The organism is Maribacter luteocoastalis (assembly GCF_048890225.1).
GTDB classification, from domain to species: Bacteria; Bacteroidota; Bacteroidia; order Flavobacteriales; family Flavobacteriaceae; genus Maribacter; species Maribacter luteocoastalis.
In genome coordinates, this window is the sequence record NZ_JBMFZG010000001.1 from 989,902 (window position 1) to 1,013,504 (window position 23,603).

Consider the following 23,603-nt stretch of genomic DNA (forward strand, 5'->3'; position numbering starts at 1 on the left):
TGGTTTTTTGTTCGAGATATTGGTAATAAAAAAAGCAGATTTGTTACAGAAATAATATTTTTTATAATTCCAATTTTATATCGCGTAGTCAATGCTTAATTTTACGGACTATTTAAAGTAGTAATCATTATGGCAGATTTTCATTCCCTCACAGTAAAACAAATAAAAAAACTAACCCCTAGTTCGGTAGCGGTAACTTTTGATATTCCAAAAGAACTTTTACAGAAATTTACATTTACTGCAGGTCAATATATTACTATTAAAAAGGAGATTAAGGGTAAAGAGTTAAGAAGGGCATACTCCATTAGCTCATCGCCAAAAAAGGACAGTATTACTGTTGGTATAAAAAAAGTTGACCGGGGTGGGTTTTCCGATTATGCCAATACCAAATTACAAGCAGGGGATGTTTTAGACATTATGGAGCCCGAAGGTAGGTTTGTGTTCAAACCAACCCATGATGTTCAAAATATAGCTGCATTTGCCGCTGGTAGTGGTATTACACCTATAATGAGTATTGCCAGGTCCGTATTGGACAGCAATCCAAAAAATAAATTTGTATTGGTTTATGGTAATAAATCATATGAGGAAACCATGTTCTATACAGATTTGGTCAAGCTAGAATTAGATTATACCAATAGGTTTTTTGTATACTTCACCAATAGTCAAGCTAAAGAAGAGCAAGCGTTATTTGGCCGCATAGACACGGCTACCGTTAACTATGCCCTAAAAAATAAGCACAAGGATATATCATTTGACGGCTATTATTTATGTGGACCTGAAAAAATGATCCTTTTGGTAAAGGATACCCTTTTAGAAAATGAAGTGCCACAGGACAAAATACATTTTGAGCTATTTACGGCAACTGAAATCAAGGATGAGATGCCCGTACTTCCTGAGGGCCAAACTTCCTTAAAAGTTATTTTGGACGATGAGGAGTTTGAGTTACAGATGGACAAAAAGATGACCGTTTTAGACGCGGTTCTAAAACAAAATATTGATGCCCCATATTCTTGCCAAGGTGGTGTTTGTAGCAGTTGTATTGCGAAGATAAAGGAAGGTAAAGCAGAAATGACACTGAACCAAATTCTAACAGATCGTGAAATTGCAGAGGGATATGTTCTTACGTGCCAAGCACATCCTACTACCCCAACTTTGGTTATAGATTATGATGATGTATAATATTTGGTTGTTGGTTGTTGGTTGTTGGTTGTTGGTTGTTGGTTAAAAAACTAAATGCTTTATACTAATTACTCAATACGCTTTACTATCTGTTAAGTCCCTCCAAAGCTCTAACTGCTTTTTCATAACCTATGGCATATGCTTTTTCTATGCCTTTACGATCTAGAATACCAATATGTTCCAGTTCATGTGGTTCAATTACCAAATCACACCTGTTTATTTTATCTCGGTTAATGGCATAAACCATTAAACCGGTTACCCTTCCCGTTAATTGAAGTGAATTGTTCAGCTGTTTTTTCTCCAATTTTGAAACGATGGACACATTGCTGCCGATAATAAAGTCAACAGTACCATGAATAGGTTCTAAAGGAAAATTATTCATAATACCACCATCAGCATATAACATACCTTGATAGTTTACCGGACTAAAAACTGGGGGTAGTGCTGCCGATGCCAATAATGGCTTGATTAATTCACCTTTGCTTATGAAGAGCTCTTCCCCCTTTTCCAAGTTCGTAGCTACAACGGATAATGCTTTAGTTAGCCCCTCAAAACTATCATGCGGAAAATATTGTTTAAAGCTTGATGTATAACGTTCAGTATCCAATAAACCAGGTTTAGCAATGGCAAAGAAATTATACTTAAAAAGTGGTGTTTCCTTAAAAAACCGTAGCATATCCAAAACGGACGTGTTGTTGGCATACAGTGCGCCAACCAAAGCCCCCACACTACTACCAGCAACGCTTTCTGCCTCCAAGCCAAATTCCTGCATGGCCTTTATAAGACCAATATGGGCCATGCCACGTACTCCGCCACCAGATAGGACTAGTCCAATTTTTTTTGACTTTAAACCAGTACTGTTTTGCAATGCTTCCATAAAAAAATGCCATACAAGATTTTGGGTAACTTGTATGGCATTAAAATTAACCAAATACTGAGTTACGATTCTAATCCAAAAGCATAATAATATTTGCTTCCATCTGGATATACACCTTCTAACATTACCCCTCCTTTTTTATTATCAAGGATTTTTGTAACATCTTCTACAGATTTCACATGTTTACCATCGATATGCGTAATAATAAAACCTTCACGCATTTGTGTTTCCTTTCTAATTTTACCAGGATACAATTTACTCACTTGCACACCACCATCCAGATTTAACTTTTCAGCCAAATCCTTATCCAAAGCCTCAAACTCAGCCCCAAGTAGGTTAAGTACTTCCTTCTCTTCTTTTTTTACGATTCCGGTACCTCCATTGGCATTTTCAAGAACAGCCTTAAACTCTTTTTCCTTACCATTTCTGTTCACCAATAAGGTTACTTCATCTCCCGGTCTTTTTCCGGCAATCAATTCCTGTAATCTTGGAGATGAATCTGTTTCTATACCATTAACTTCCAAAATGATATCCCCTGACTGCAATCCAGCCTTATCAGCCGCACTTTTCTCACCAACCTGCTCTACCCAAACCCCTTTGGTGAAATCCACATCTTTTTCCTTAGCAAAATTACCATCCATAGTGCGTATAGACACACCAAGCATACCCCGTTGCACATTCCCATATTTCAACAGGTCTTCTACCACTTTGGTTACAATGTTGCTAGGTACTGCAAACCCGTAACCTGTATACGTTCCAGTTCTACTGGCAATTGCCGTGTTAATACCCACCAAATTACCATCGAGGTTCACTAATGCACCCCCGCTATTTCCAGGATTTATTGCGGCATCGGTCTGAATAAAGCTTTCAACTGCAAATTTTTCGTGATTAATATTGATGCTTCTAGCCTTGGCGCTAACAATGCCCGCTGTTACTGTAGAGTTTAATCCTAAAGGATTACCGACTGCCAATACCCATTCACCTACCTCAACATCATCGGAATTTACTAGTGCCATAGTCTTCAGGTTTTCTGCCTCTATCTGTAAAAGTGCCAAATCCGTTGTTGGGTCCGTACCAATTACTTTGGCTTTATATGACTCGTTGTTATATAGTGTTACCTCAACCTCATCTGCATTATCGATAACATGGTTATTGGTTACGATGTATCCATTATCATTTATAATTACCCCAGAACCGGTACCTACTCTTGGTTGGGCAGGTGATTGCCCCCTAAACATATCGCCAAAAAACTCTTTGAACGGGTCCGGCAGTTCCCTTGCCCCTTGATTTCCATATTGCGAACTACTTTGTATAGATTTAATATGCACTACGGCATCAAGCACCTTCTCAGAAGTTTCCGTGAAATCCAATGGCTTTATGTTGCCATCACTATCAGCAGTATATAATATATTTTTAGTTGGAACATCTACAACCTGTACATTATCCTTCTTAGTTTCATCTTGGTTCATTTTATTCAAACCTAGTACTCCAAGACTTACCCCTAACGCAATACTAGCCGAAATAAAGTACATTTTCCATGCTCCTTTTCCCGTTTTGTTTGTTTCCATATAATATAATTTTAGTTTATGTTTTATCGAACTCAAAATTTGCAATTCCTGTGCCATTTCAAAACTTTAAAAGCATAAAATTGTTTTAAAATTTATATAGTTTTTAAGTCTTTTTTTAGACTATCTGGTCAGTCGTTATTAAAATTTATATGAAATACTGAAAGGATTCATCTTTTAAACGACTTTTTCTAAGTGTTGATAGGTATTTATATAATCATGGCAGTTCATCTATTGAAGAATGACCAACCAAGTGGTCTGTTACTGTCATTTTGACTTTCTGCCTATTTTAAAAGAGCCATTAGGTGTAAATTTTTATATCAAACAAAACCTTTGCGAATTTTAATCGTAAGTTTAAATAGGAAAAAGAAATTTAACTTGAATACATTACCAAATACCGCTATTTTAATTTTTGCGAATTCCTCGAAAGAAGATTGCTGCAGGAAATCGATTTTGCATGGTGAGAATTTATTTGATTCACTAACTGATTATACCATAAAAAAAGTTGAACGAACAGGCCTTCCCTACTTTCATTTTTCGGAAAAAGATCAGGTTGGCGCTAATTTTGGCGAACGTTTTACCCATGCCATACGTTCCGTTTTTTATAAAGGATTTGAAAATATTATAACAATTGGTAATGACACACCCCAACTTAAAACAAGTCATTTACATGTTGCCATAGAGGCCTTGAAAAATGGCAAGACTGTATTGGGACCTTCCCTAGATGGTGGATTTTATCTATTAGGAATACATAAATCCGAATTCAACCCGTATGTGTTTAACCAACTGCCATGGCAACGTTTTGATTTACTTAATAAAATATCGTATTTCTTTAAAAATTCTAATTGTTCAGTTTTTAATCTGCCAGCCCTACAAGATTTAGACACCATAAAGGATGTTACGAGGCTAAACAATTTTACACACTCAATTTCAAGCAGAATAAGAGCGCTTTTTACCACACTTATTGGTATTGCTAACGGTATAATTAACAAGGTTAGGTTATCTGTTTACACATATTTCTTCCAAATCCCCTTTAATAAAGGTTCGCCTTTATCCCTGGTTAATTAACAACTACAGTTAAACCTAGCAATTTTAAAAATTAGGTTTGCTCAATTCAATGGAAAATTGAACTGATTTAAAAAACCATATGGCCCACAATTAATGGAAGCCATACATTCATTTTTTATTTAAAAATCAAAACATATTTTAGAATGGCAAATAATTATTACGATTCCGCAGATTTAAGAAAATTCGGAAAAATTACGGAATGGAGCGAGGAGCTCGGTACCAAGTTTTTTGATTATTACGGTAAGGTTTTTGAAGAAGGAGCACTAAGTGCGAGGGAAAAGTCACTCATTGCATTGGCTGTCTCCCACGTTGTAAAATGCCCTTACTGTATAGATGCCTATACCAAGGATGGCCTGCAAAAAGGAATTACCAAAGAGGAAATGATGGAAGCGGTACACGTTGGTGCAGCCATCGAAAGTGGCGCGACCTTGGTTCACGGTGTACAGATGATGAACAAGTATAATAAATTGTCAATGTAAACCCCCTAACCCCCAAAGGGGGAACAAAAAGATTGAAAAGAAAAAGATAATTTGATTGATTGTAAATGATTAGAAATTTTAGATACATCCATGATCAACTACCATCAACCAACAACTAAATAAAATGGCTACAAAATCATTAAAAGCAAAAGGAGACGATTTAGCGGTTTCCAACAAACAACTGGAAATTCTCAACGGAGGCATCTTTGCCGATGGCGAACTTCCTTATTTTAAGGACAAAATCGCGCAAATTGGACATTTTCCCTTGCGACCTAAAAAACTGGAAATCCTTCAGATCAATGTAGGATACATGTGTAACCAAGTTTGCGAACATTGCCATGTAGACGCCGGTCCGGACCGTAAGGAAAACATGACCCGTGAAACAATGATGCAGTGTTTGGAGGTCATTAAAAATACAGGTGCCCATACATTAGACCTAACTGGAGGAGCACCGGAAATGAATCCCGATTTTAAATGGTTTGTAGAGGAAGCTGCCAAATCGGGCATCAAGGATTTTATCGTTCGGTCTAATTTGACCATTATCCGTGCTAATAAGAAATACTATGACCTGCCCGATTTCTTTAAAAAGCACAACGTTCACATCATATCATCAATGCCCCACTGGACAAAAGGTAAAACGGACAAACAACGAGGTGATGGGGTTTTTGATAAGTCTATCAAAGCGTTACAAGAGTTAAACGAAAGAGGCTATGGTATGCCTGATAGCGATTTACGGTTAGATTTAGTATACAATCCATCCGGGGCCTACCTGCCAGGAGATCAAGCAGCCATGGAAAAGGATTTTAAAAAAGCATTAGACCAAGATTTTGGCATTCAGTTCCATAATTTATTTGCTATTACCAATTTACCCATTGCACGTTTTCTAGATTATCTTATTGCCTCTGAAAACTATGAGGATTATATGTATGCCTTGGTAGAGGCCTATAATCCATCGGCCGTTGCCAATGTCATGTGCACCAATACCATTTCCGTAAGTTGGGATGGTTGGTTGTACGATTGTGATTTCAACCAAATGTTAGATTTAAAGGTTGCCAGCAAAATCAAACATATAAAGGATTATAACGAAGATTTTTTAAACGACAGAAACATTATCATTTCCCAACATTGCTATGGCTGTACCGCTGGCGCAGGAAGCAGTTGCCAAGGAACAGTAGCATAAAGGTCTTAGACCTATTTTATAAAACAGCTCATGAAAATTGGGCACGTAATCAAAAAAACAAAATACTATGAGTTATTTAGAAGCCACTAACGATTTGTATAAGCAAGCAGCATTAACCCCTGATGTGGGTCTTTGTTGTACCACCAATCCTATTTGGGAGTTACCTGGATTAAAGATTCCTAAAATAATGCAGGAAATGAATTATGGTTGTGGTAGTACCGTTCACGCTAGAGATCTATCCAACAACCCCAAAATGCTTTATGTAGGCGTAGGAGGGGGTATGGAACTTTTACAATTCTCCTATTTTAATCGCCAGAAAGGAGGTGTTATAGGGGTGGACGTCGTTGATGAAATGCTTGAAGCCAGTAGAAAAAACTTCAAGGTAGCAGAGGCTCAAAACACTTGGTTTAAATCAGAATTTATAGAACTAAAAAAAGGCGATGCCCTTAACCTGCCTGTAGAGGACAATACTATTGACGTGGCCGCGCAGAACTGCCTTTTCAACATCTTCAAGGCAGAAGACCTTAAACGTGCTATAGAAGAGATGTACCGGGTTTTAAAGCCACATGGCAAGTTAGTGATGAGTGATCCAACCTGTGAACAAGAAATGAACGATACACTAAGAAATGATGACCGTTTAAGGGCATTGTGTCTAAGCGGAAGCCTGCCGATAAAAGAGTATATAAAAGCATTGACCGATGTTGGTTTCGGGACCATCGAAATTAGGGCAAGAAAGCCCTACCGTATCCTAGACCCAAAAAACTACCCAACAGATGAACTTATCTATATAGAATCTATTGAGGTTGCGGCCATTAAAGACCCGATGCCAGAAGACGGGCCTTGTGTTTTTACCGGAAAAGCAGCTATCTACTATGGTTCTGAGGATTACTTTGACGATAAAAAAGGTCACGTATTACTTAAAAATCAACCTTTGGCCATTTGTGATAAAACTGCGGGTGCTTTGACATCCTTAGGTAGGGAGGATATTTTTATCAGTACATCTACCTATCATTATGACGGTGGAGGATGTTGCTAATTTGATTTACATTTTATAAAAAAAGCCGTTCCAGTATAGTATGGAACGGCTTTTCTAATTTTTATTGATAATCTGATTCATATGCAAACCATTATAAATACAATTTATTTACTTGAAATAATAGTTGAATGAACCTAACTTTTGAACACTTAAACCGACCGCTTGGTTTGTACCAAATTTAAAATTAATTGTCATACATCGGATTTTTAAACTTTCATCGATTTTTTGATTATCTACGTCCAAAGAAACCACTTTGAGATATACTTCACCAGTTCTTTGTAGAGACCAAACGGTCGGATTAACCCAAATCTTGAAATTATGGACAAAACGTTAAAACGCATGGCTACCATGCAAAAAATGCAAGTTACCGGTTTAGAGTTATTTTATGCACAAGGTTACTACAATACTAGTGTAGACGATATTTTGAAGAAATTAAACCTTTCTAAAGGTGCTTTCTACTATCATTTCGAATCTAAAGAAGACTTTTTTATACAAATTATTCAAAATCTTTTGGCCAGAAAAGTATATAGTTGTTTAATAGAACCCATTGAAGGACATAAAAACCCTCTAAATCTTATCAGCAATTGTTTTGAAGATGCCCTAGAAACAGCAGTACATAACGAAATGGATTTTGGCTGTATCCTAAGTAACTTTCTTACAGAGTTTCAAGGTAAGAATGATACCATCATGAGGCATTTGAATGATATTGTTTCCTTATGGGAAGTTAACTTGGTCTCTGCCTTACAAAAAGGAAAGTTCAATGGTTATTTAGATCGTCATGTAGATTGTGAAGCGGTAGCAACATACCTTATGAGCTCCTATTTTGGAATTCGAACCTTGATGGTAGGTGTAGCGCCGAGTGCCAAAAAATATCGTTTTATGGGTCAGCTACGCCAATATTTCAGGTCTTTGGAGGCTAAGAATATACCTGTTTAATCAGGTGATTTTTAACATAGATTTTACCTTTTGACATATCTCATTGGGGGAAATGGTTTCCATAACCCTTTCATAACCATTAAGGACTTTGTTACCGTAAACCGAAGTTGGAATTAAAGGATATCTTCCCCGATCTGCTAAAATTTGATTAGAAATATCCTGACCAAAAGGGACAAACCCAGCATAAGGGTGGGTTACACCCCATAATGTTAGTACAGGAACGCCATACATCGCAGCCAAATGCCCATTACCACTATCCATTGAAATCATAAGCTCCAGATTGGATATCACTGTTAATTCTTCTGAAAAGGAAACTTTATCTACAACATTTGTACAATTATCGTAAGAATTGGCCCATACCTCTAACTGCTTTTTTTCCTTTTCCCCACCTCCAAAAAGCAAAATTTGATACCCCTCTAAATCCGATAAAAGCGAAACTACTTGTTCCATTAGTTCTATGGGATACATTTTCCCTTTAAAAGCGGCAAATGGTGCAATACCAATACATTTTTTATTGGTTAAACCAAGTTTAGAACCTAATACAGATTCAACATTTAATTTGGCAAGAACAGCTTCTTTGTTCAAGGTAAATTCAAAACCAAGGGAACGGAACACATCGGCATAACGCTCATGTGTTGGTTTCAATGGTTTGAAAACCTTGTTCTTTAAAGCAATTAATGCCTTCTTTTCAGGCCTTCCCTTATCTAATTGATTAAAGGGGGTGCCCATTAGTTTGAAGAACTGTTTTAGTAAATTACTTCTAAGTACATTATGCAGATCGGCCACTGCATCTATTTTTAGAATTTGTAGTTCTTTATAAAGTTTCCAAATTCCAATAATTCCTTTATGTTTTCCTTTTACCTCGACGGGGAATACCTTAACATCGGGAATTTGGGACAAAATAGGTTCGTAAAGATTTTTTGTGAGAACTGTTATATGCAGTGTTGGATATTCTTTTTTAAGTGCCATAAGCACAGGAACGGTCATTGCAACGTCACCCATTGCGGACAATCGTATGACTAATAGATGCTCAAGTTTACTTTTGACCACGAAGAACGGGGTTTAACTCCTCATCATTGTACATCTTCATTTGTTTGTACACTTTCATATATTTAATACCGGCTTCGATATCTGAAAGTAACTGGTCTATTGCCGTAGAGAGGTCTTGTTTTTGCGCTAACAAAACCTGCAATTTAGCTTGGCATTTTATCAAATGTTCCGCGGAGGCATCTTTTCTAGTAGCTTCTTCGTTCATATGATAAATCTTAAGTGCCAAAATGGACAATCGGTCTATTGCCCAAGCAGGGCTCTCGGTATTAATTGTAGCGTTTCCCCTAATATCTGCCGATTGGTACTTATTTAAAAAATAGCTATCAATATACTCAACCAAATCGGTTCTATCCTGGTTACTAGCGTCTATTTTTCTTTTTAAGTCTAATGCGGCAACAGGGTGAATTTCTGGGTCACGTATAATATCCTCATAATGCCACTGAACTGTATCGATCCAATTTTTTCTATATAATAAGTGTTCAATACTATCCTTGGGATATGGGTTACTAAATATCTGATACACATCATCTTTTATGTGATATGTATTGATGCTTTCTTCAAAAATTTTAAATGCCAAAGTACTGAACATGTCCTATTTTTTATACAAAGATACCCTTAATTAGGAAATTAGAAGTTTAGAAATAAACACTATCAATGGAACAAATACACTCAACATTAAAATAACCTCTAAGACATTTTTTCGTTTTAAGGACTCTAAATAATTTGTAATAAAGATAACAGCAGGGAAGAAGGTTATCAAAATAGCACTATTTGATTCTCTGAGCAACAACAAATTTGCCAATAACCCCAAAACAAATGACAAGGAAACCAAACGTAATGTAGTTATTTTTCCAACTCCAGATTTTCCTAACCTTAAAAACCCTATAGACCCTAAGAAAATATTTATGATGGTATACAGAAGCATTTTTACACTAGATGTCCAATATGAAGCTGTTAAAACATTGTTGTTAAATGTATAGTTGTAGTGTGTTTCTAAATAGTTCGTTAGATTTATAAGTGTTAGTACTGCGTATAGCAATACAAAATAACAGAAGGTTGCCGCTATAACAACCAACCAATTTCTTATGTTTTTTGGATCGTAAATGTATATTGATACAAACACGAGTATTAAAAATAGTATTGCCCAATTGTAAAAAATACTAGACATTAAAATCCATAATGAAGCATCGAATATTTTCACCTTTATATTCTTAAGGGATTTTATACTTAGTAATCTTCGTATTGCCAGTAACAGAAAAAAGGAGCATACTATGGCATTATTATCATTGAGTGTCTCCGGGAATACTAGTATTAATAGGGTAAAATAAAGTATTCCATAAGAATTTGGTGAAGTGATCTTGTTTCTTTTTATGATAAAATCGACCACAAATACACTAAACAATAATACACTTAAAACTAAGGATTTAAGTATAACGGATTCAGTATCCAATTCTATTTTAAACAGGGAAATCTGAACTGTCCAGTAAAAAACAAAGAGAAAACCCATTAGGATTATAAAATTGATGGGCTTTGTTTTTCCAAAAATGCTTGAAATCATCTATGATTTTTATACTTTTGTGTTGTAAATATAGAATAAGATGAAGTCATTTTTTGAAGGTATCGAGGATTTATTCGTAAATGTGCTTTTTGCACCATTCGATTTTTTCCGATTTGTTGAAAGCTGGACCGTTTCCAATGCATTGAATTGGTTATTCATGATCATTGGTTTTGCTGCCTTTGTTTATTGGATGTTGCAATTGAAAAAATACAACGATAATGGCGAAGAGGATAAGTCAATTTCTTCCCATTCTTATTTATAGACACGCCTTAAGTAATTAAGGTATATAAGGTTTTGAACTTTTTTTAAAGATCAAAACCTAAATCCTTTCTATAGTTCATTCCTTCAAAGGAAAGTTTTTTCACGTTTTTATACGATAACGCCAAAGCCGATTTAAAATCTGGTCCGAAAGAGGTTATCGCCATTACACGACCGCCATTGGTAACTACATTGCCATCCTTATCATGCGTTGTACCAGCATGAAACACTAAAGAACCATCAATAGTATCCATGCCCGAGATAACCTTGCCTTTTTCATAACTACCAGGATAACCTCCAGAAACGGTCATAACCGTAGTAGCGGTGCGTGGGTCTATTTTCAAATCTATCTCATCCAATCTTTCTTCTGCAACCGCTTCAAACAGTTCAACAAGATCATTCTGGATTCTTGGTAAAACGACCTCGGTTTCTGGATCGCCTAGTCTTACATTATATTCAATAACCTTAGGTTCCTCACCTACTTTTATCAAGCCAATAAAAATAAAGCCTTTGTACGGCAAGTTATCCGTTTTAAGACCTTCTACTGTAGGTTTTACTATTAGGCGCTCTATCTTGTCCATAAGCTCCTTGTTCGCAAAGGGAACAGGGGAAATTGCACCCATGCCTCCCGTGTTAAGTCCCGTATCGCCTTCACCAATACGCTTATAATCTTTTGCAGTTGGGAGAACCTTATAATTTTTACCATCGGTAAGTACAAATACACTAAGTTCTATACCATCTAAAAACTCCTCTATAACCACTGTTGTACTTGCTGATCCAAACTTTTCATCCAACAACATGGATTTAAGTTCTGCCTTGGCCTCTTCCAAATTGTTCAGGATAACCACACCTTTACCCGCTGCAAGACCATCTGCCTTTAAAACATAAGGCGGATCTAATTTTTCTAAAAACAGATAACCTTTATCTATAGTTTTAGCTGTAAAGCTTTCGTATTGGGCTGTAGGTATATTATGCTTCATCATAAATTCCTTGGCAAACTCTTTGCTGCCTTCTAAGTTTGCAGCCGCTTTTTCCGGACCAATCACGGGGATACCTTTGAGCTTGGAATCCTTTAAAAAGAAATCGTGAACACCATTGACCAAGGGGTCTTCAGGACCCACTACAACCATATTTATACCGTAGTCCAGAACAAGTTTTTTAATCGCCACAAAATCGTTTACACCAATTGGTATATTTTTTGCAATTTGTGCCGTACCAGCATTTCCTGGAGCAATAATTAATTCTTTGAGCTTTTTACTTTGTGATAACTTCCAAGCAATGGCATGTTCCCTACCACCGGAACCAAGAATAAGAATTTTCATTTAAAGTGATTTTTACAAAAATAAGTCTTGTTAAGAAATTTATCTTTAAATACTGGAGAAATTCCTATGTTCCTTTTTTTGAAGTTCTTCTGGAGATAAGGACTTAAAATAATCATATACGATTTTAAGGCCGTCTTTACGATTTACTTTTGGCTCCCATCCCAAAATCTCCTGCGCCCTTGTAATATCCGGTTGTCTTTGCAATGGGTCATCCTTTGGCAAAGGCTTATATATAATCTTTTGATTCGTTCCTGTCAACGCAATAATTTCTTCTGCAAATTCCAAAATAGTAGTTTCATGAGGATTGCCAATATTAACGGGTTCAGGATAATCACTAAATAACAAACGGTATATTCCTTCTACTTGGTCATCGATATAGCAGAAAGACCTCGTCTGCAAACCATCACCAAAAACCGTTAAATCCTCACCTCGTATGGCTTGACCCATAAAAGCTGGTACCACCCTGCCATCATTTAAACGCATACGCGTACCATACGTATTAAAAATGCGGACTATACGTGTTTCAAGTCCATGATGTCTATGATATGCCATAGTTATAGATTCCATAAAACGTTTTGCCTCATCATAAACCCCTCTAGGCCCTACCGGGCTAACATTACCATAATAATCTTCATTTTGTGGGTGTACCAATGGATCTCCATAAACTTCAGAAGTGGAAGCAACCAATATTCTGGCATTTTTAGTTTTCGCGAGTCCTAAAAGATTTAAGGTGCCTAAAGAGCCCACTTTTAAGGTCTCAATTGGTATTTTTAGATAATCTATAGGACTTGCTGGCGATGCAAAATGCAATATATAGTCTAAATTTCCTTCTAGATGTACAAACGTGGAAACATCATGGTGGTGAAACTCAAATCGTTCTAAAGGAAACAAGTGTGCTATATTTTTAAGATCACCAGTTATTAAATTATCCATACCAATAACATGAAACCCCTCGGCCACAAAACGATCGCACAAATGAGAGCCTAAAAAACCCGCAGCGCCAGTAATCAAAATTCTTTTCATATTAATATGCTTTTTCCTCCCCTTTAATAGCGTTTAAAATAGTTTGGACAATGATTTTTAAATCTAGAAAAAACGACCAGTTCTCCACATAAAAAATATCAAACTTTATTCTATTTTGTATATCACTATCCTTTTCTATTTCCCCTCTATACCCCCTTACTTGTGCCAAACCGGTGATGCCTGGTTTTACAAAATGGCGAAGCATATATTTATCTACACGATTAGCATACTCATCAGTATGTTTTAACATATGTGGTCGTGGACCAACTACAGACATATTCCCAAATAAAACATTATAGAACTGTGGAAGTTCATCAATACTTGTTTTGCGAATGAACTTACCGATTTTGGTTACCCGCATATCATTCTTACCAGCTTGTCTATCATCTGCAGAATCATTCATTGCCATAGAACGAAATTTAAAACACTGAAACTCACGGTTATCAAAACCGGTGCGTTTTTGAATGAAAAACACTGGCCCTCTTGATTCCAATCTAATTAATAGCGCCATTAAAGGCCCTAACCAGATTAAAATACCGAAAATCACAAATATTGAAAACAATATATCAAACAATCTTTTTAACGCCCCATTTAACGAGTTGTGTAAAGGTATATCCCTTAATGAAAGAATAGGAAGATAATCATAGTATTCAAACTTTAATTTCTTCGAAAAAATGTTCTTATTATCAGGTAAGAATTTTAGTGTTTTCAAATTATTGTCGGCAAAGTTAATGAATGCTGTTAATTCATCATTCTTTAACTCAGAAACCGAACAGTATATTTCATCTATGTTATTCTTTACAATAAATTGAAAACATTTCAACAATTCAAAACCTTTGTCTCTGGGTGTAAACTGAGCGATAAAATTAAAACCAAATTCCCTTCTTTCATTGAATATGTCGATCAATTGATTGGCCTTCTTACTTTTACCTATAACAACAACATTACGTAGGTTTCCCTTAATGCGTTCTCTATACGTATTTAAAAGAAAATAATTCAAAAATTTGAGAAAAGCAACACCTAAAAACACTAAAAGAAAATACTTGCCAAGAGCCAACCTACTCATTAAAGGCTGTTTAAAAAAGCCTATATAGGCATACAGAATGAGAAAAAAGAAAACAAATTGCGTAAATAGTTTTCTAACTACAACCACCACTTTAGAATACCGGTGAACTACATAAAACTCATTTTTAAAGGAAAGAATTAACCAAGCTAAGGAGATATAACTATGAAAAAGCCACGGATTTTGAAAATTGATAGGTAAAAAATTGGTAAACAGATTTATTACCAGCAAATCCAAAAAATAAGATAAGGGTGTAATAAATCCAGAATATCTGCCTTGTTTGAAAAACATTGTTTACAATAATGCTAAGTATAAGTTTTTATAATTGTGCAAATAGATATATCCAAAATCATCCAATTAAAATTTCATGATTTTTGCAAAATACTTAATAGATAAGTTTCATATTTCTTATTTATACTATTCCAGTTTAACTCATTTTTAATCTTTCCGGCATTAATTGTCAAAAATTCTGAAGCTTCCATCTTATTCTTTTGTAATAATATGGCCACATCATCACTATTTTTAAAATAATATGCATTATCACCCAAAACACCCTTGTTAAAGATATTATCATTAGCAATAATTAGACTATTACTTGCCATAGCCTCCAAAAGGGACGGATTGGTACCCCCAACTGAATGTCCATGAAAATAAAGGTTAGAAAAATACCTTAAATTATTTAAATGATTCAGATTATAAATTCCTCCTAGAAATATAATGTTAGTGGATCTGCTAAATTTCCTTTTTAAATATTCCCCGAACTTTGTATCATGCTTACCTATTACCAAAAAAGATCTATTTATACCACTCATAACTACACCATCCAAAATCACTTCAATATTATTTTCTGGTTCCAACCTTGCGATTAAGAGATCAAAGGAATGTTTTTCCACACCATACGACTCCAAAACTATTTCTTGCGGGTTTGTGAATAACTCCGCACCATATGCAATATATTCGGAAACAGTCTTGTATTTCTCGTTAAGATAATCCTGGATACCTATCGAGTCAGCAACCAAAAAATCACTAGTCCTTATTGCTAAACTTTCTGCGATTTTTAAAAATATTTGTACTGGTTTAGAATACTTGCTCCTTTTCCATTCCAAACCATCCATATTAGTAACGATTATAGATTTTTTTGGAAGCAACCAACCCCAGATAGAGCTACTTGTATAACCCAATTGAAGAATTATGTCAAAATTTCTTTTTCTACTATCTATGATGCAATTAAAATCATAAATAAATTGACCAAAAGTACCAATGTTGTCCTCAGGGTCATTCTTGTGAATTATATAAACCCCGTTCCAGGTCTTTTTCTGATATGGATGTGCATGGGAATTATAGACATAAACGTCATGGCCTTCTTCAACCAAATATTTGGATAAATATTCTGCGAATTGTTCAAAACCTCCATGGTTATTGGGTATTCCTCTTGTACCTATTATTCCGATTTTCATTAATCTAAAGCTTCTCTTAACAAATATACCCTTTAAAATAAAAAGAACGAGTCATACAGAAGCAAGTCTATATCAATTTGAGAGCTAATAAATCAAAATCGTGTAGTAATGAAATTATCTTAATCTTAATATTCCAAAAGATGATGGGACATGAAAATCTGGATTTTTAGTTTTTGGATCCACCCAACTTATCCATTTTATTGATTCACTTTTCCTGTCAAGACTAACACACTGACCTCTGTATAGTCCTATTTGTATTTCAAATGAACTTAACAAACCTAATTCCTTTAATCTTTTTAATTTTATACGACCCTCTAAAGTGTACTTTTCACGATCACATTTTATCTTAATACCTAAAGAGTCGGGCCAAGTCCAACTTCTATCAAACTTGCGATACATATTCGCTTTGTAATCTAATACGCGGCCTCTTGGATCCATTTCTAAACAGTAGTAAGGTTGCATTTTATCATTACCTCTAAAAAACAATTCAACTCTTTCTGAAAATCTAACCTCCAATTTATCGTTAGTTTCAACATATACCTTTGGGACACTTCCATAAGCAGTAAAGTGGAAATGAAAAAAGTTTGTATCGTAATAGCCACGAAATTCTGTTTTTGGAGAAACTTCATTTAACCAAGGGTATGAAAAATCATCTAACGCAGCTATACAGTCCCAATTTTCAAAATCAGTAATTTTAGAAATTAACCATTTTTTCATTTATGTTATACTTTTTGTTGGAGCCTAAATATGTGATAAGTATTTAAGCCCTTATCATTCTTTAGACTAAATACTAACCAACAAGTAAAATAGACATAGCTAAGCTGCCCCCATTGTCTTGTAAATACTGCTTCTGTCATTATTGTAAGAAGGAATAAAAGAGTAAAAGTTAAACCTAAATAATTTTCATTTTTCCATGCTGTCCATATTGCAATTATAAATAATGTTATTAAAAAAACAACTCCCATTGCCCCATATTGAATCAATGTATGTAAAAATTGATTATGAGAATGATACTTATATTTTAAGGGTACTTCTAAACCTCTTTTTTCAAACTCCTTATGAAGCAATAAACCAGCCTTATCTTCACCTAACCCCCATACAAAATTTTTATTTGACACTGATAATGCACTTTGCCAAATATTAGAACGTAAGGAAGAACCAGAATAAAAATTTCCTTTATTGGACACTTTCATAATTCTATTCTTCACCACTGGGTTCTGTAATGCTCCAATAAAGCATATAATTACAATACCGAGGAATATGAACGCTTTTTTTATTGATATTGTTTTAGATATAAATAAATAAAATGGCATGAGAATTATCATACTTAATATAGCATTCCTAGCTGCCAAAAGAAAAATACTTAAAGTTAAAAGTGTTATAATAAAATAGAAAAGTAATGAGATTTTTATATAACCCTTAAAATGAAATAAAATTAACAAAGCAATTACATAAAAGTATCCTAAATATATTGGTTGAATGCCAAACGGCTCAGATAAAAAATTGTAGGTAAAATACCAGAAACTAATACCATTCTCCCATACTAGTATGCCTCTATATATGCCAAAACTTAAATTGACAATTGCATTCAAAACCATTCCTGCCAAAAAAGCAATAAACACTGCTTCTTTACACTTTGTAAGTCTTATGGATTGAAATAAAAATATTATTGGAATAAAAAGAAAGGGCAAGTTATAATAAATTATATCTAGTGTAGTGGATATGTTAGCAAATACCTCTCTAACCACTATTAATCCAAAATAGCCTATAGTTACATACAATAATATTTCACTCTTTACCAAAAGTTCATTATTTCTAAAATCTATAATACTATATGAAAAACCAGTTAAGCAAAACAAAAAAAAACCTATTGAATTTACCGCCATGCCAAAACCAAAAGAGATTGAAAAAAAAATCGCACTCCATTGTAAAGCGTTAAATTGACCAAAAAACTTTTTAAGTTTTTTCATTTTCTGTATACATTTTTAAGTTGCAGCACATACTAAAAAGCAACATCGCAGAAACTTGATGCTTAAAAAATCCTGCATTAGAAATTGCCGCTATAGCCATCACAAAATTAATCACAAAGAGCCAATTTAGCGGTCCACTGCCCTTATAATTGGTTCTTTTATGTAACACCATTGGATATAAAAAAATTACATATGCAAATAATAAACCTAATGGAAGACCATATTGAGTTGTTAATGCCAAATAATCATTATGAGTGTCTAAAAGTACATTTGGGACTCTATTGGATATGCTATAATCGTTTTTATATCTATTCCACCTTCCTACTCCAATCCCAGTCCAGGGATTTTCCATTATCATATTTAACGAACTATCAAAAAGGTCAATCCTAGATTTTATAGAAGTTGTTTCTTCGGTAACCTTAACTTTTATAACATTAGATAAATTACTTTTTGAAAAATCAACCTTTATTTTCTTAGAAATCTCATTTACAGAAAATCGTTCTGGTATCCATTGATTAGAAGAAGCAATAAAATAAACAACCACTAAACTTAAAAGCCCTATGCCAACTTTTAAAAAATTTAAAACAAATTTTTTATGATTAGCCGTTAGATAAATAATAATATATGCTAAAACCAAGGCCAAAAATGCCCCTCTTGTACCAGAACCAATTAAAATTAAAATAGAAATAAAAATAGTTAAGAGTCCCCAAAACTTAGAAATTTGAGATTTCATTGTCACAAATCCAATATAAAGAGCAATTGCGGCAGAAATATTTGCAAAAGTGTTAAGCGACAAGCTTCCGCTTAAAAGTCTGCCAGAGCCTCTTATGACAGTGTTTATGCTTGCTTCAAAAAAGAGAAAGAATATACTTATAACGAAACCTATTAGAATTTGTTTTTGATACTTACCTATATCGTACAACTGAAGAAGTATTAAGAACAATATAAAATAACGCAAGTGAAAAGAATAAGATAATAACAAGTTAAAATCCCATAAGTCCTCAGATTTTAAACTGTTAACAATGAATACAACAAAAAATAATGATAGGAATATCTTTATTACTAAGGTGAATTTCACTGGTTTTATTTTGGCAGAGCCATTTAACAATTTCAATAAAATACCAAGGATTAAATAGATATCTATTCTTGTTATAAGAGGAAAAACCACCTGGGTCCTATCATTAGGGTTTGTTAATGGGATACTGGGAAAGATATCATCTATTGGTGCAGGAAATGCTAAAATTATAAAAACAAGAAATAAAAAGTATAATTTTCTTTTCCAAATAGATAGAAAAACAACAACTAGGAACAAGATTAAGGAAGGAATGGTCAATGCACCAAATTGCCAAAATGAAACCTTGCCCATAGAAGCAAAAAAAATGGTGGAGAATGGAAACAAATAGCAGATGCCTAAAAATGCCAAACATAATAGTGTGAAAATTTTATTCTCCTTCATTTTTCCATTACTCATTAACCGAACCTTAATTAATATAAAATTAGTTTATTAACAAAGTAGGATATATCATAGGAACTAAGGTAAGGGTCATAGAGCTTATCAATTACCAAAGGTGTAAAAGTGAGATTGTTAAAGTTGGCCTTTATATATTTATTAGGCACAAAATATTTCTTAAACTCTTGATCTGTTAAAACATGCTTTTGATTATTATAATTGAACCGAAAATTTTCTATTCTAATAATTTTTTGCTCCTTGTTTTTTCCTAAGTCTATTCTAATATTTTGAGGGAAAATTAATTGATCAAGAACAAATTGGATTTTCTGAAAACTATCCGACCCTTCTAATTGTAATTTTATACTTTTTTCTTCTGTATATATTCCTTCCTTCGTTTTGTAATATAATTGAAGCTCATCATCAGCGTAAAATATTGCGTCAAAACTTATTGCCAATTTATCTTGTAAAGCGGGTTCTATGTTTTTAGATGGCCCCTTGCAACCAAAAACAATAGTCAAAAATATAACAAAATTTATCTTAAAGAATTTTGCCATCGCCAATAATTATATAAGTATCTTTTTTATTTGAAGCTCATCAAAAATAGGCCATAATTTAGATAGGTGTTCATTCTTTTGCCTAATATAATAACTATTAACCTCAATATTTTCGCCATACATTGCTTTTAAATTGACTAAGCCAGATGAAGGATAAGATAATATAATACTTGGTGAAAAATCTTCAATCACCTCTTCTACCGGACTATTCCTAGTTATGTCAATTATATTAATACGTCCTATATTTGCTTTTTCAAAGTTGTTAGAAACATCTGCGTGGTGTCCTTTGAAAAATATTTGTGTTTTTAATTCAAGGTTAAGAATAAATTCAATCATTTCATTATAGAGAGATATTACTTCTTCGTTATTCAGTAAAGTTGGTTTGCCACCCAAAATAAGAATATTACCAGGTTGAGGGGTATAGCCTTCTTGCAGTAAGGAGATTTCATTTAGTTTTTCCTTAGGACCAAGTGTGAATTTTTTTAAAATTGTAAATATTTTATTTACTTTATCATTATTAACCGGCAATATTTCTGGCTCTATTCTGTAATTAAAACCACTTAAAAAACCAATAGTTTTACGTACTAAATGTGTGTGTGTTTTATAAGGTTCTAGGTAGTGATAAAAGTATAAAATTCCTTCATAATAAAAATTTATCTTTACATTATACCTTTCCAATGGAAAGTCATAAAAATAATAATTGTCCAATAATGCAGCTGTGTGGGGTATAAATATATTACCATTCCCTTCTTTTAGCAATCTATTGATTTGGCGCTTAATTTTTGCAAATTGAAATATTTTTTTAAATCCTCCCTTTTTATTAATAAAATATCTTTCTTCAAACAAACTGTCTCCTTCTACAAATACTGATGTATATAACCTATTTTCAAAATTGTCTTCCATGAAAAATTGCTTTACAATTTCAGTGGCAATAAAATTTTGTAATGGAGTGTGGGCTATAAAAATATTGGTCTGTTTTTCAATTTTCATTTTTAAATTTTCTATATATAAACCATTTAGAAATAAAGAGTGTAAACATACTTATTACCTGAGCAAAAGAAGCGCCTAAAACGCCAAATCTCGGCACAAGACTAAAATTAAGTAAAACCACGACGCATGCACCCATTATTGATGTAGATAATAGTTGTTTGTCTTGATGGTAAACATATAAACCATAATGTGGAATATAAGAAAAACAAAAGAAAACTACTGCTAACAATAATAATAGAAAAACATCTATATTCTTTAATAAGAGTTCATTGCCTATTATAAAAAGTAAAGGATATATACATATACATGCCAACAAAAAGCCAATAATGGTTGTTGTTATAATTTGCTTTTTGTATTTCTTGAAAACTTTAAAAAATTCTTCTTTGCCTATATTAGAACTTTCTATTAAGTATGGAGACATTACAACTATCACCATTGATTGCACAAACACAAACATAGCATTTGAAATTCCCGAATAAAAAGTAAAAATTCCAACCTCTTCTTTAGTCCAGTAAAAATCTAAGAAATAACGCCCTGAAAATTCAATTATCTTGTAAAAAATTGTCGCAATTAGAAAGGGTAAAGACATTTTTATGCCTTTTCCAATCCAATATAAATCTACCTTAAACCTAGGCTTAAATTTTAAGAATACAACGCCAACAATAATAGAAATTATAACTCCAACAATCCACAAGCTAAAAACTAAACTAATTTCAGCCTTACCATATATCAACTCCCAAAACATGAAAAGCATTAAAACCCATAATCCAGATCTTAAAAAAAGGGTTAGCGATGCTATAACAGATTTCTTTATCGCTATTAGCATTCTATATATTTCTTGAGAAATATGTTCAAATACCAAGATAATGTAGAAGTACAAGACGTACTCTATATTAATTATATTTTTAAGGAATAAAAAAAAAGATAATGGTAATACAATGAGATACACTAGTAAATGAAAAACGGCCTGATTACCTATATAATAATTTATAGAGCCTCTTTCATTTTTTATTAACTCTCTTGCATTATATGTGTAAAAATCAAAACCAAGTATATAAATTACTAGCGTAATTGTCGTTTGAAAAATCCCAAAAACACCTAAATCATTTACACTTAATTTTTTAACTATCAAAATTGATAGTAAAAACTTACAAAGTATTGTAAGCCCTCTCAAACATAGGTTAAGAATACTATCTTTTTTAAGATGCCTTTTAAACTGTAGTTTTTTCAATTTGTTGTTCTGCCAGTAGTGAATAAGATACTTTTCTTTCAAAACTTGAGTCAACATTTAAAGATGCTTGTTCCCCAACGACAATGTGCCCAACATTCCCATGAACTAATTTTCCATTTTTAAGAGCACTTTTTTTATTTGAAAGTAACACACCTCCTGTATATTTATATATGGATTCTCTTTCCATTTTAGTAAACATGTCCTGCTTAAGAATTGCTTGCATACCATCTCCTGTATGCCTATAAAATTTATTGCCCTCTGGACGAACACTTATTAATGAATCGGCTTTAAAAATAGATAACGTATTTACTGCATCATCAATAATACCAGCATTCACAAAGGGAAAGGAGACTGCACAAAAAAGGCAAGCGTCACTATTATTTAAATAGTTGTTATTTTCTAAAAATACTAAGGTTTGAAATAAGGAGACATTTATTCTTTCTGTTATTTCAGGACGTTTAACAAAAGTTACGTTTAAGCCCTTTTCTAAAACAAAAGTTTCAATCCTTTTATCACTTGTTGTCACAATTATCTCAGATACATTTGTAGCTTTAACAAGTTCATTAATTTTAACTTCCAAAAATGTTACATTACCAAAAAGCTCCAGTGCAGTGTCATAATTAGGCCTTAAAGGAATAATTGCAGTAGTTCTAGGTAAATTTAAATTATTCTTACTTACATAGGCTTGTTTAATTCTTTGACGAGTCCCTAAAATTCTATTCTCATTGTTAGTAAGGTTATTATTGTGTCGACGGTATGAAAACAGTGTTTCGTTAATATTGGTAACTTTAAATTTATTAATGAATTTAACCCACAACTCATACCCATCTTGACATCTATAACTTTCGTCATAACCCCCTATTTCCTTTAAATAGTTTGTTCTGATCATCGTGCAAGCGCCATGAGCAGGTTGGTCCAAAATATTTACCTCTTTCTTAAAATCATGCCTTTTTATTTCCGACAACTCATTGCCATCTATATCAACAATGTAATAATTCGGAAATATTAACCCTAATTCATCATCATTTTCTAGAAAATCTGACATTTTTTTTAAAGCATTCAACTCCATATAATCATCCGCATCTAATCTAACTATATATTTGCCTTTAGACGCCTTTAAGGCTACATTGTTGGTTATGTTTAACCCTCTATTTTTTTGATATATTATAGATATTATGTCATGGTTGGAATATTCTTCAATAATATCTTTTGAATTATCGGTGGAACCATCATCAATAATGATTAATTCAATATCCTTTAAGGTTTGGTTTAAAATGCTTTCAATAGCCTTTCTAATGAATTTTCCATAATTATAATTTGTAATGTAAACAGTTACTAATGGTGATTTCATATCTAT

General features: G+C 33.5%; 23 protein-coding genes. 7 read left to right on the top strand and 16 right to left on the bottom strand.

Translation table 11 applies throughout. The features are described 5' to 3' along the window. Positions 1-129 precede the first annotated feature (129 nt). A complete protein-coding gene (locus ACOCEA_RS04365; RefSeq protein ID WP_420754976.1) occupies positions 130-1,179 on the top strand; it encodes a 2Fe-2S iron-sulfur cluster-binding protein in 1,050 nt (349 codons plus the stop codon). 85 nt (positions 1,180-1,264) lie between these two features. Here the strand turns inward: ACOCEA_RS04365 and ACOCEA_RS04370 are convergent, their stop codons facing one another. Then, positions 1,265-2,056: a patatin-like phospholipase family protein gene (locus ACOCEA_RS04370; RefSeq protein WP_420754977.1), complete on the bottom strand. Its 792-nt coding sequence runs from the start codon at positions 2,054-2,056 to the stop codon at positions 1,265-1,267. Positions 2,057-2,118: 62 nt separating this feature from the next. Further along, positions 2,119-3,624 carry a Do family serine endopeptidase gene (locus ACOCEA_RS04375; RefSeq protein WP_420754978.1) on the bottom strand — a complete coding sequence of 502 codons (1,506 nt, stop codon included), beginning with the start codon at positions 3,622-3,624 and terminating at the stop codon, positions 2,119-2,121. 375 nt (positions 3,625-3,999) lie between these two features. Between ACOCEA_RS04375 and ACOCEA_RS04380 the strand changes: the two genes are divergently transcribed. From ACOCEA_RS04380 to ACOCEA_RS04400, 5 genes are all read left to right on the top strand, one after another. Further along, positions 4,000-4,689 (top strand): TIGR04282 family arsenosugar biosynthesis glycosyltransferase, encoded by a 690-nt coding sequence (locus ACOCEA_RS04380; RefSeq protein WP_420754979.1) that lies wholly within the window; start codon positions 4,000-4,002, stop codon positions 4,687-4,689. Between the two features lie 143 nt (positions 4,690-4,832). Continuing rightward, the gene (locus tag ACOCEA_RS04385) at positions 4,833-5,168 is read left to right on the top strand and encodes an arsenosugar biosynthesis-associated peroxidase-like protein (protein ID WP_420754980.1); all 336 of its coding nucleotides are present in this window, start codon (positions 4,833-4,835) and stop codon (positions 5,166-5,168) included. Positions 5,169-5,292: 124 nt separating this feature from the next. Continuing rightward, the gene (gene arsS / locus ACOCEA_RS04390; RefSeq protein ID WP_420754981.1) at positions 5,293-6,348 is read left to right on the top strand and encodes an arsenosugar biosynthesis radical SAM (seleno)protein ArsS; all 1,056 of its coding nucleotides are present in this window, start codon (positions 5,293-5,295) and stop codon (positions 6,346-6,348) included. A gap of 67 nt (positions 6,349-6,415) precedes the next feature. Continuing rightward, the gene (gene arsM / locus ACOCEA_RS04395; protein WP_420754982.1) at positions 6,416-7,384 is read left to right on the top strand and encodes an arsenosugar biosynthesis arsenite methyltransferase ArsM; all 969 of its coding nucleotides are present in this window, start codon (positions 6,416-6,418) and stop codon (positions 7,382-7,384) included. Positions 7,385-7,702: 318 nt separating this feature from the next. Further along, complete coding sequence (locus ACOCEA_RS04400; protein WP_420754983.1) at positions 7,703-8,320, top strand: TetR/AcrR family transcriptional regulator; 618 nt, start codon at positions 7,703-7,705, stop codon at positions 8,318-8,320. Here ACOCEA_RS04400 and ACOCEA_RS04405 read toward each other — a convergent pair whose 3' ends face one another. Genes ACOCEA_RS04405 through ACOCEA_RS04415 form a run of 3 tightly spaced genes read right to left on the bottom strand, consistent with a single transcriptional unit; the run spans position 8,321 to position 10,928 of the window. Continuing rightward, positions 8,321-9,370 carry a glycosyltransferase family 9 protein gene (locus ACOCEA_RS04405; RefSeq protein WP_420754984.1) on the bottom strand — a complete coding sequence of 350 codons (1,050 nt, stop codon included), beginning with the start codon at positions 9,368-9,370 and terminating at the stop codon, positions 8,321-8,323. Next, a complete protein-coding gene (locus ACOCEA_RS04410) occupies positions 9,357-9,959 on the bottom strand; it encodes a DUF4254 domain-containing protein (protein ID WP_420754985.1) in 603 nt (200 codons plus the stop codon). The genes ACOCEA_RS04405 and ACOCEA_RS04410 overlap by 14 nt, the downstream gene beginning before the upstream one ends. A gap of 30 nt (positions 9,960-9,989) precedes the next feature. Next, positions 9,990-10,928, bottom strand: coding sequence for a hypothetical protein (locus tag ACOCEA_RS04415; protein WP_420754986.1), 939 nt, complete (start codon positions 10,926-10,928; stop codon positions 9,990-9,992). Positions 10,929-10,968: 40 nt separating this feature from the next. Between ACOCEA_RS04415 and ACOCEA_RS04420 the strand changes: the two genes are divergently transcribed. Then, complete coding sequence (locus tag ACOCEA_RS04420; RefSeq protein ID WP_420754987.1) at positions 10,969-11,190, top strand: DUF6341 family protein; 222 nt, start codon at positions 10,969-10,971, stop codon at positions 11,188-11,190. 43 nt (positions 11,191-11,233) lie between these two features. On the opposite strand, the gene purD is transcribed toward ACOCEA_RS04420, so the two are convergent. From purD to ACOCEA_RS04475, 11 genes are all read right to left on the bottom strand, one after another. Further along, positions 11,234-12,508: a phosphoribosylamine--glycine ligase gene (gene purD, locus ACOCEA_RS04425; RefSeq protein WP_420754988.1), complete on the bottom strand. Its 1,275-nt coding sequence runs from the start codon at positions 12,506-12,508 to the stop codon at positions 11,234-11,236. A gap of 45 nt (positions 12,509-12,553) precedes the next feature. Then, entirely contained in the window at positions 12,554-13,531 is a 978-nt protein-coding gene (locus ACOCEA_RS04430; protein ID WP_420754989.1) for a UDP-glucuronic acid decarboxylase family protein, read from the bottom strand. Position 13,532: 1 nt separating this feature from the next. Next, on the bottom strand, positions 13,533-14,885 hold the full coding sequence (locus ACOCEA_RS04435; RefSeq protein ID WP_420754990.1) for an exopolysaccharide biosynthesis polyprenyl glycosylphosphotransferase: 1,353 nt from the start codon (positions 14,883-14,885) through the stop codon (positions 13,533-13,535). Positions 14,886-14,959: 74 nt separating this feature from the next. Further along, on the bottom strand, positions 14,960-16,051 hold the full coding sequence (locus tag ACOCEA_RS04440; protein ID WP_420754991.1) for a DUF1972 domain-containing protein: 1,092 nt from the start codon (positions 16,049-16,051) through the stop codon (positions 14,960-14,962). Positions 16,052-16,165: 114 nt separating this feature from the next. Further along, positions 16,166-16,768 (bottom strand): sugar-binding protein, encoded by a 603-nt coding sequence (locus tag ACOCEA_RS04445; protein ID WP_420754992.1) that lies wholly within the window; start codon positions 16,766-16,768, stop codon positions 16,166-16,168. Between the two features lie 5 nt (positions 16,769-16,773). Next, complete coding sequence (locus ACOCEA_RS04450; RefSeq protein WP_420754993.1) at positions 16,774-18,021, bottom strand: O-antigen ligase family protein; 1,248 nt, start codon at positions 18,019-18,021, stop codon at positions 16,774-16,776. Continuing rightward, positions 18,008-18,943 carry an O-antigen ligase family protein gene (locus ACOCEA_RS04455; RefSeq protein ID WP_420754994.1) on the bottom strand — a complete coding sequence of 312 codons (936 nt, stop codon included), beginning with the start codon at positions 18,941-18,943 and terminating at the stop codon, positions 18,008-18,010. Before ACOCEA_RS04455 ends, ACOCEA_RS04450 begins: the two co-directional genes overlap by 14 nt. Positions 18,944-19,506: 563 nt before the next feature. After that, on the bottom strand, positions 19,507-20,025 hold the full coding sequence (locus ACOCEA_RS04460; protein WP_420754995.1) for a hypothetical protein: 519 nt from the start codon (positions 20,023-20,025) through the stop codon (positions 19,507-19,509). A gap of 9 nt (positions 20,026-20,034) precedes the next feature. Next, positions 20,035-21,015 carry a hypothetical protein gene (locus tag ACOCEA_RS04465; RefSeq protein WP_420754996.1) on the bottom strand — a complete coding sequence of 327 codons (981 nt, stop codon included), beginning with the start codon at positions 21,013-21,015 and terminating at the stop codon, positions 20,035-20,037. Then, positions 21,005-22,246: an oligosaccharide flippase family protein gene (locus ACOCEA_RS04470; protein ID WP_420754997.1), complete on the bottom strand. Its 1,242-nt coding sequence runs from the start codon at positions 22,244-22,246 to the stop codon at positions 21,005-21,007. The genes ACOCEA_RS04465 and ACOCEA_RS04470 overlap by 11 nt, the downstream gene beginning before the upstream one ends. After that, positions 22,227-23,597 (bottom strand): glycosyltransferase, encoded by a 1,371-nt coding sequence (locus ACOCEA_RS04475; RefSeq protein ID WP_420754998.1) that lies wholly within the window; start codon positions 23,595-23,597, stop codon positions 22,227-22,229. Before ACOCEA_RS04475 ends, ACOCEA_RS04470 begins: the two co-directional genes overlap by 20 nt. Positions 23,598-23,603 lie beyond the last annotated feature (6 nt).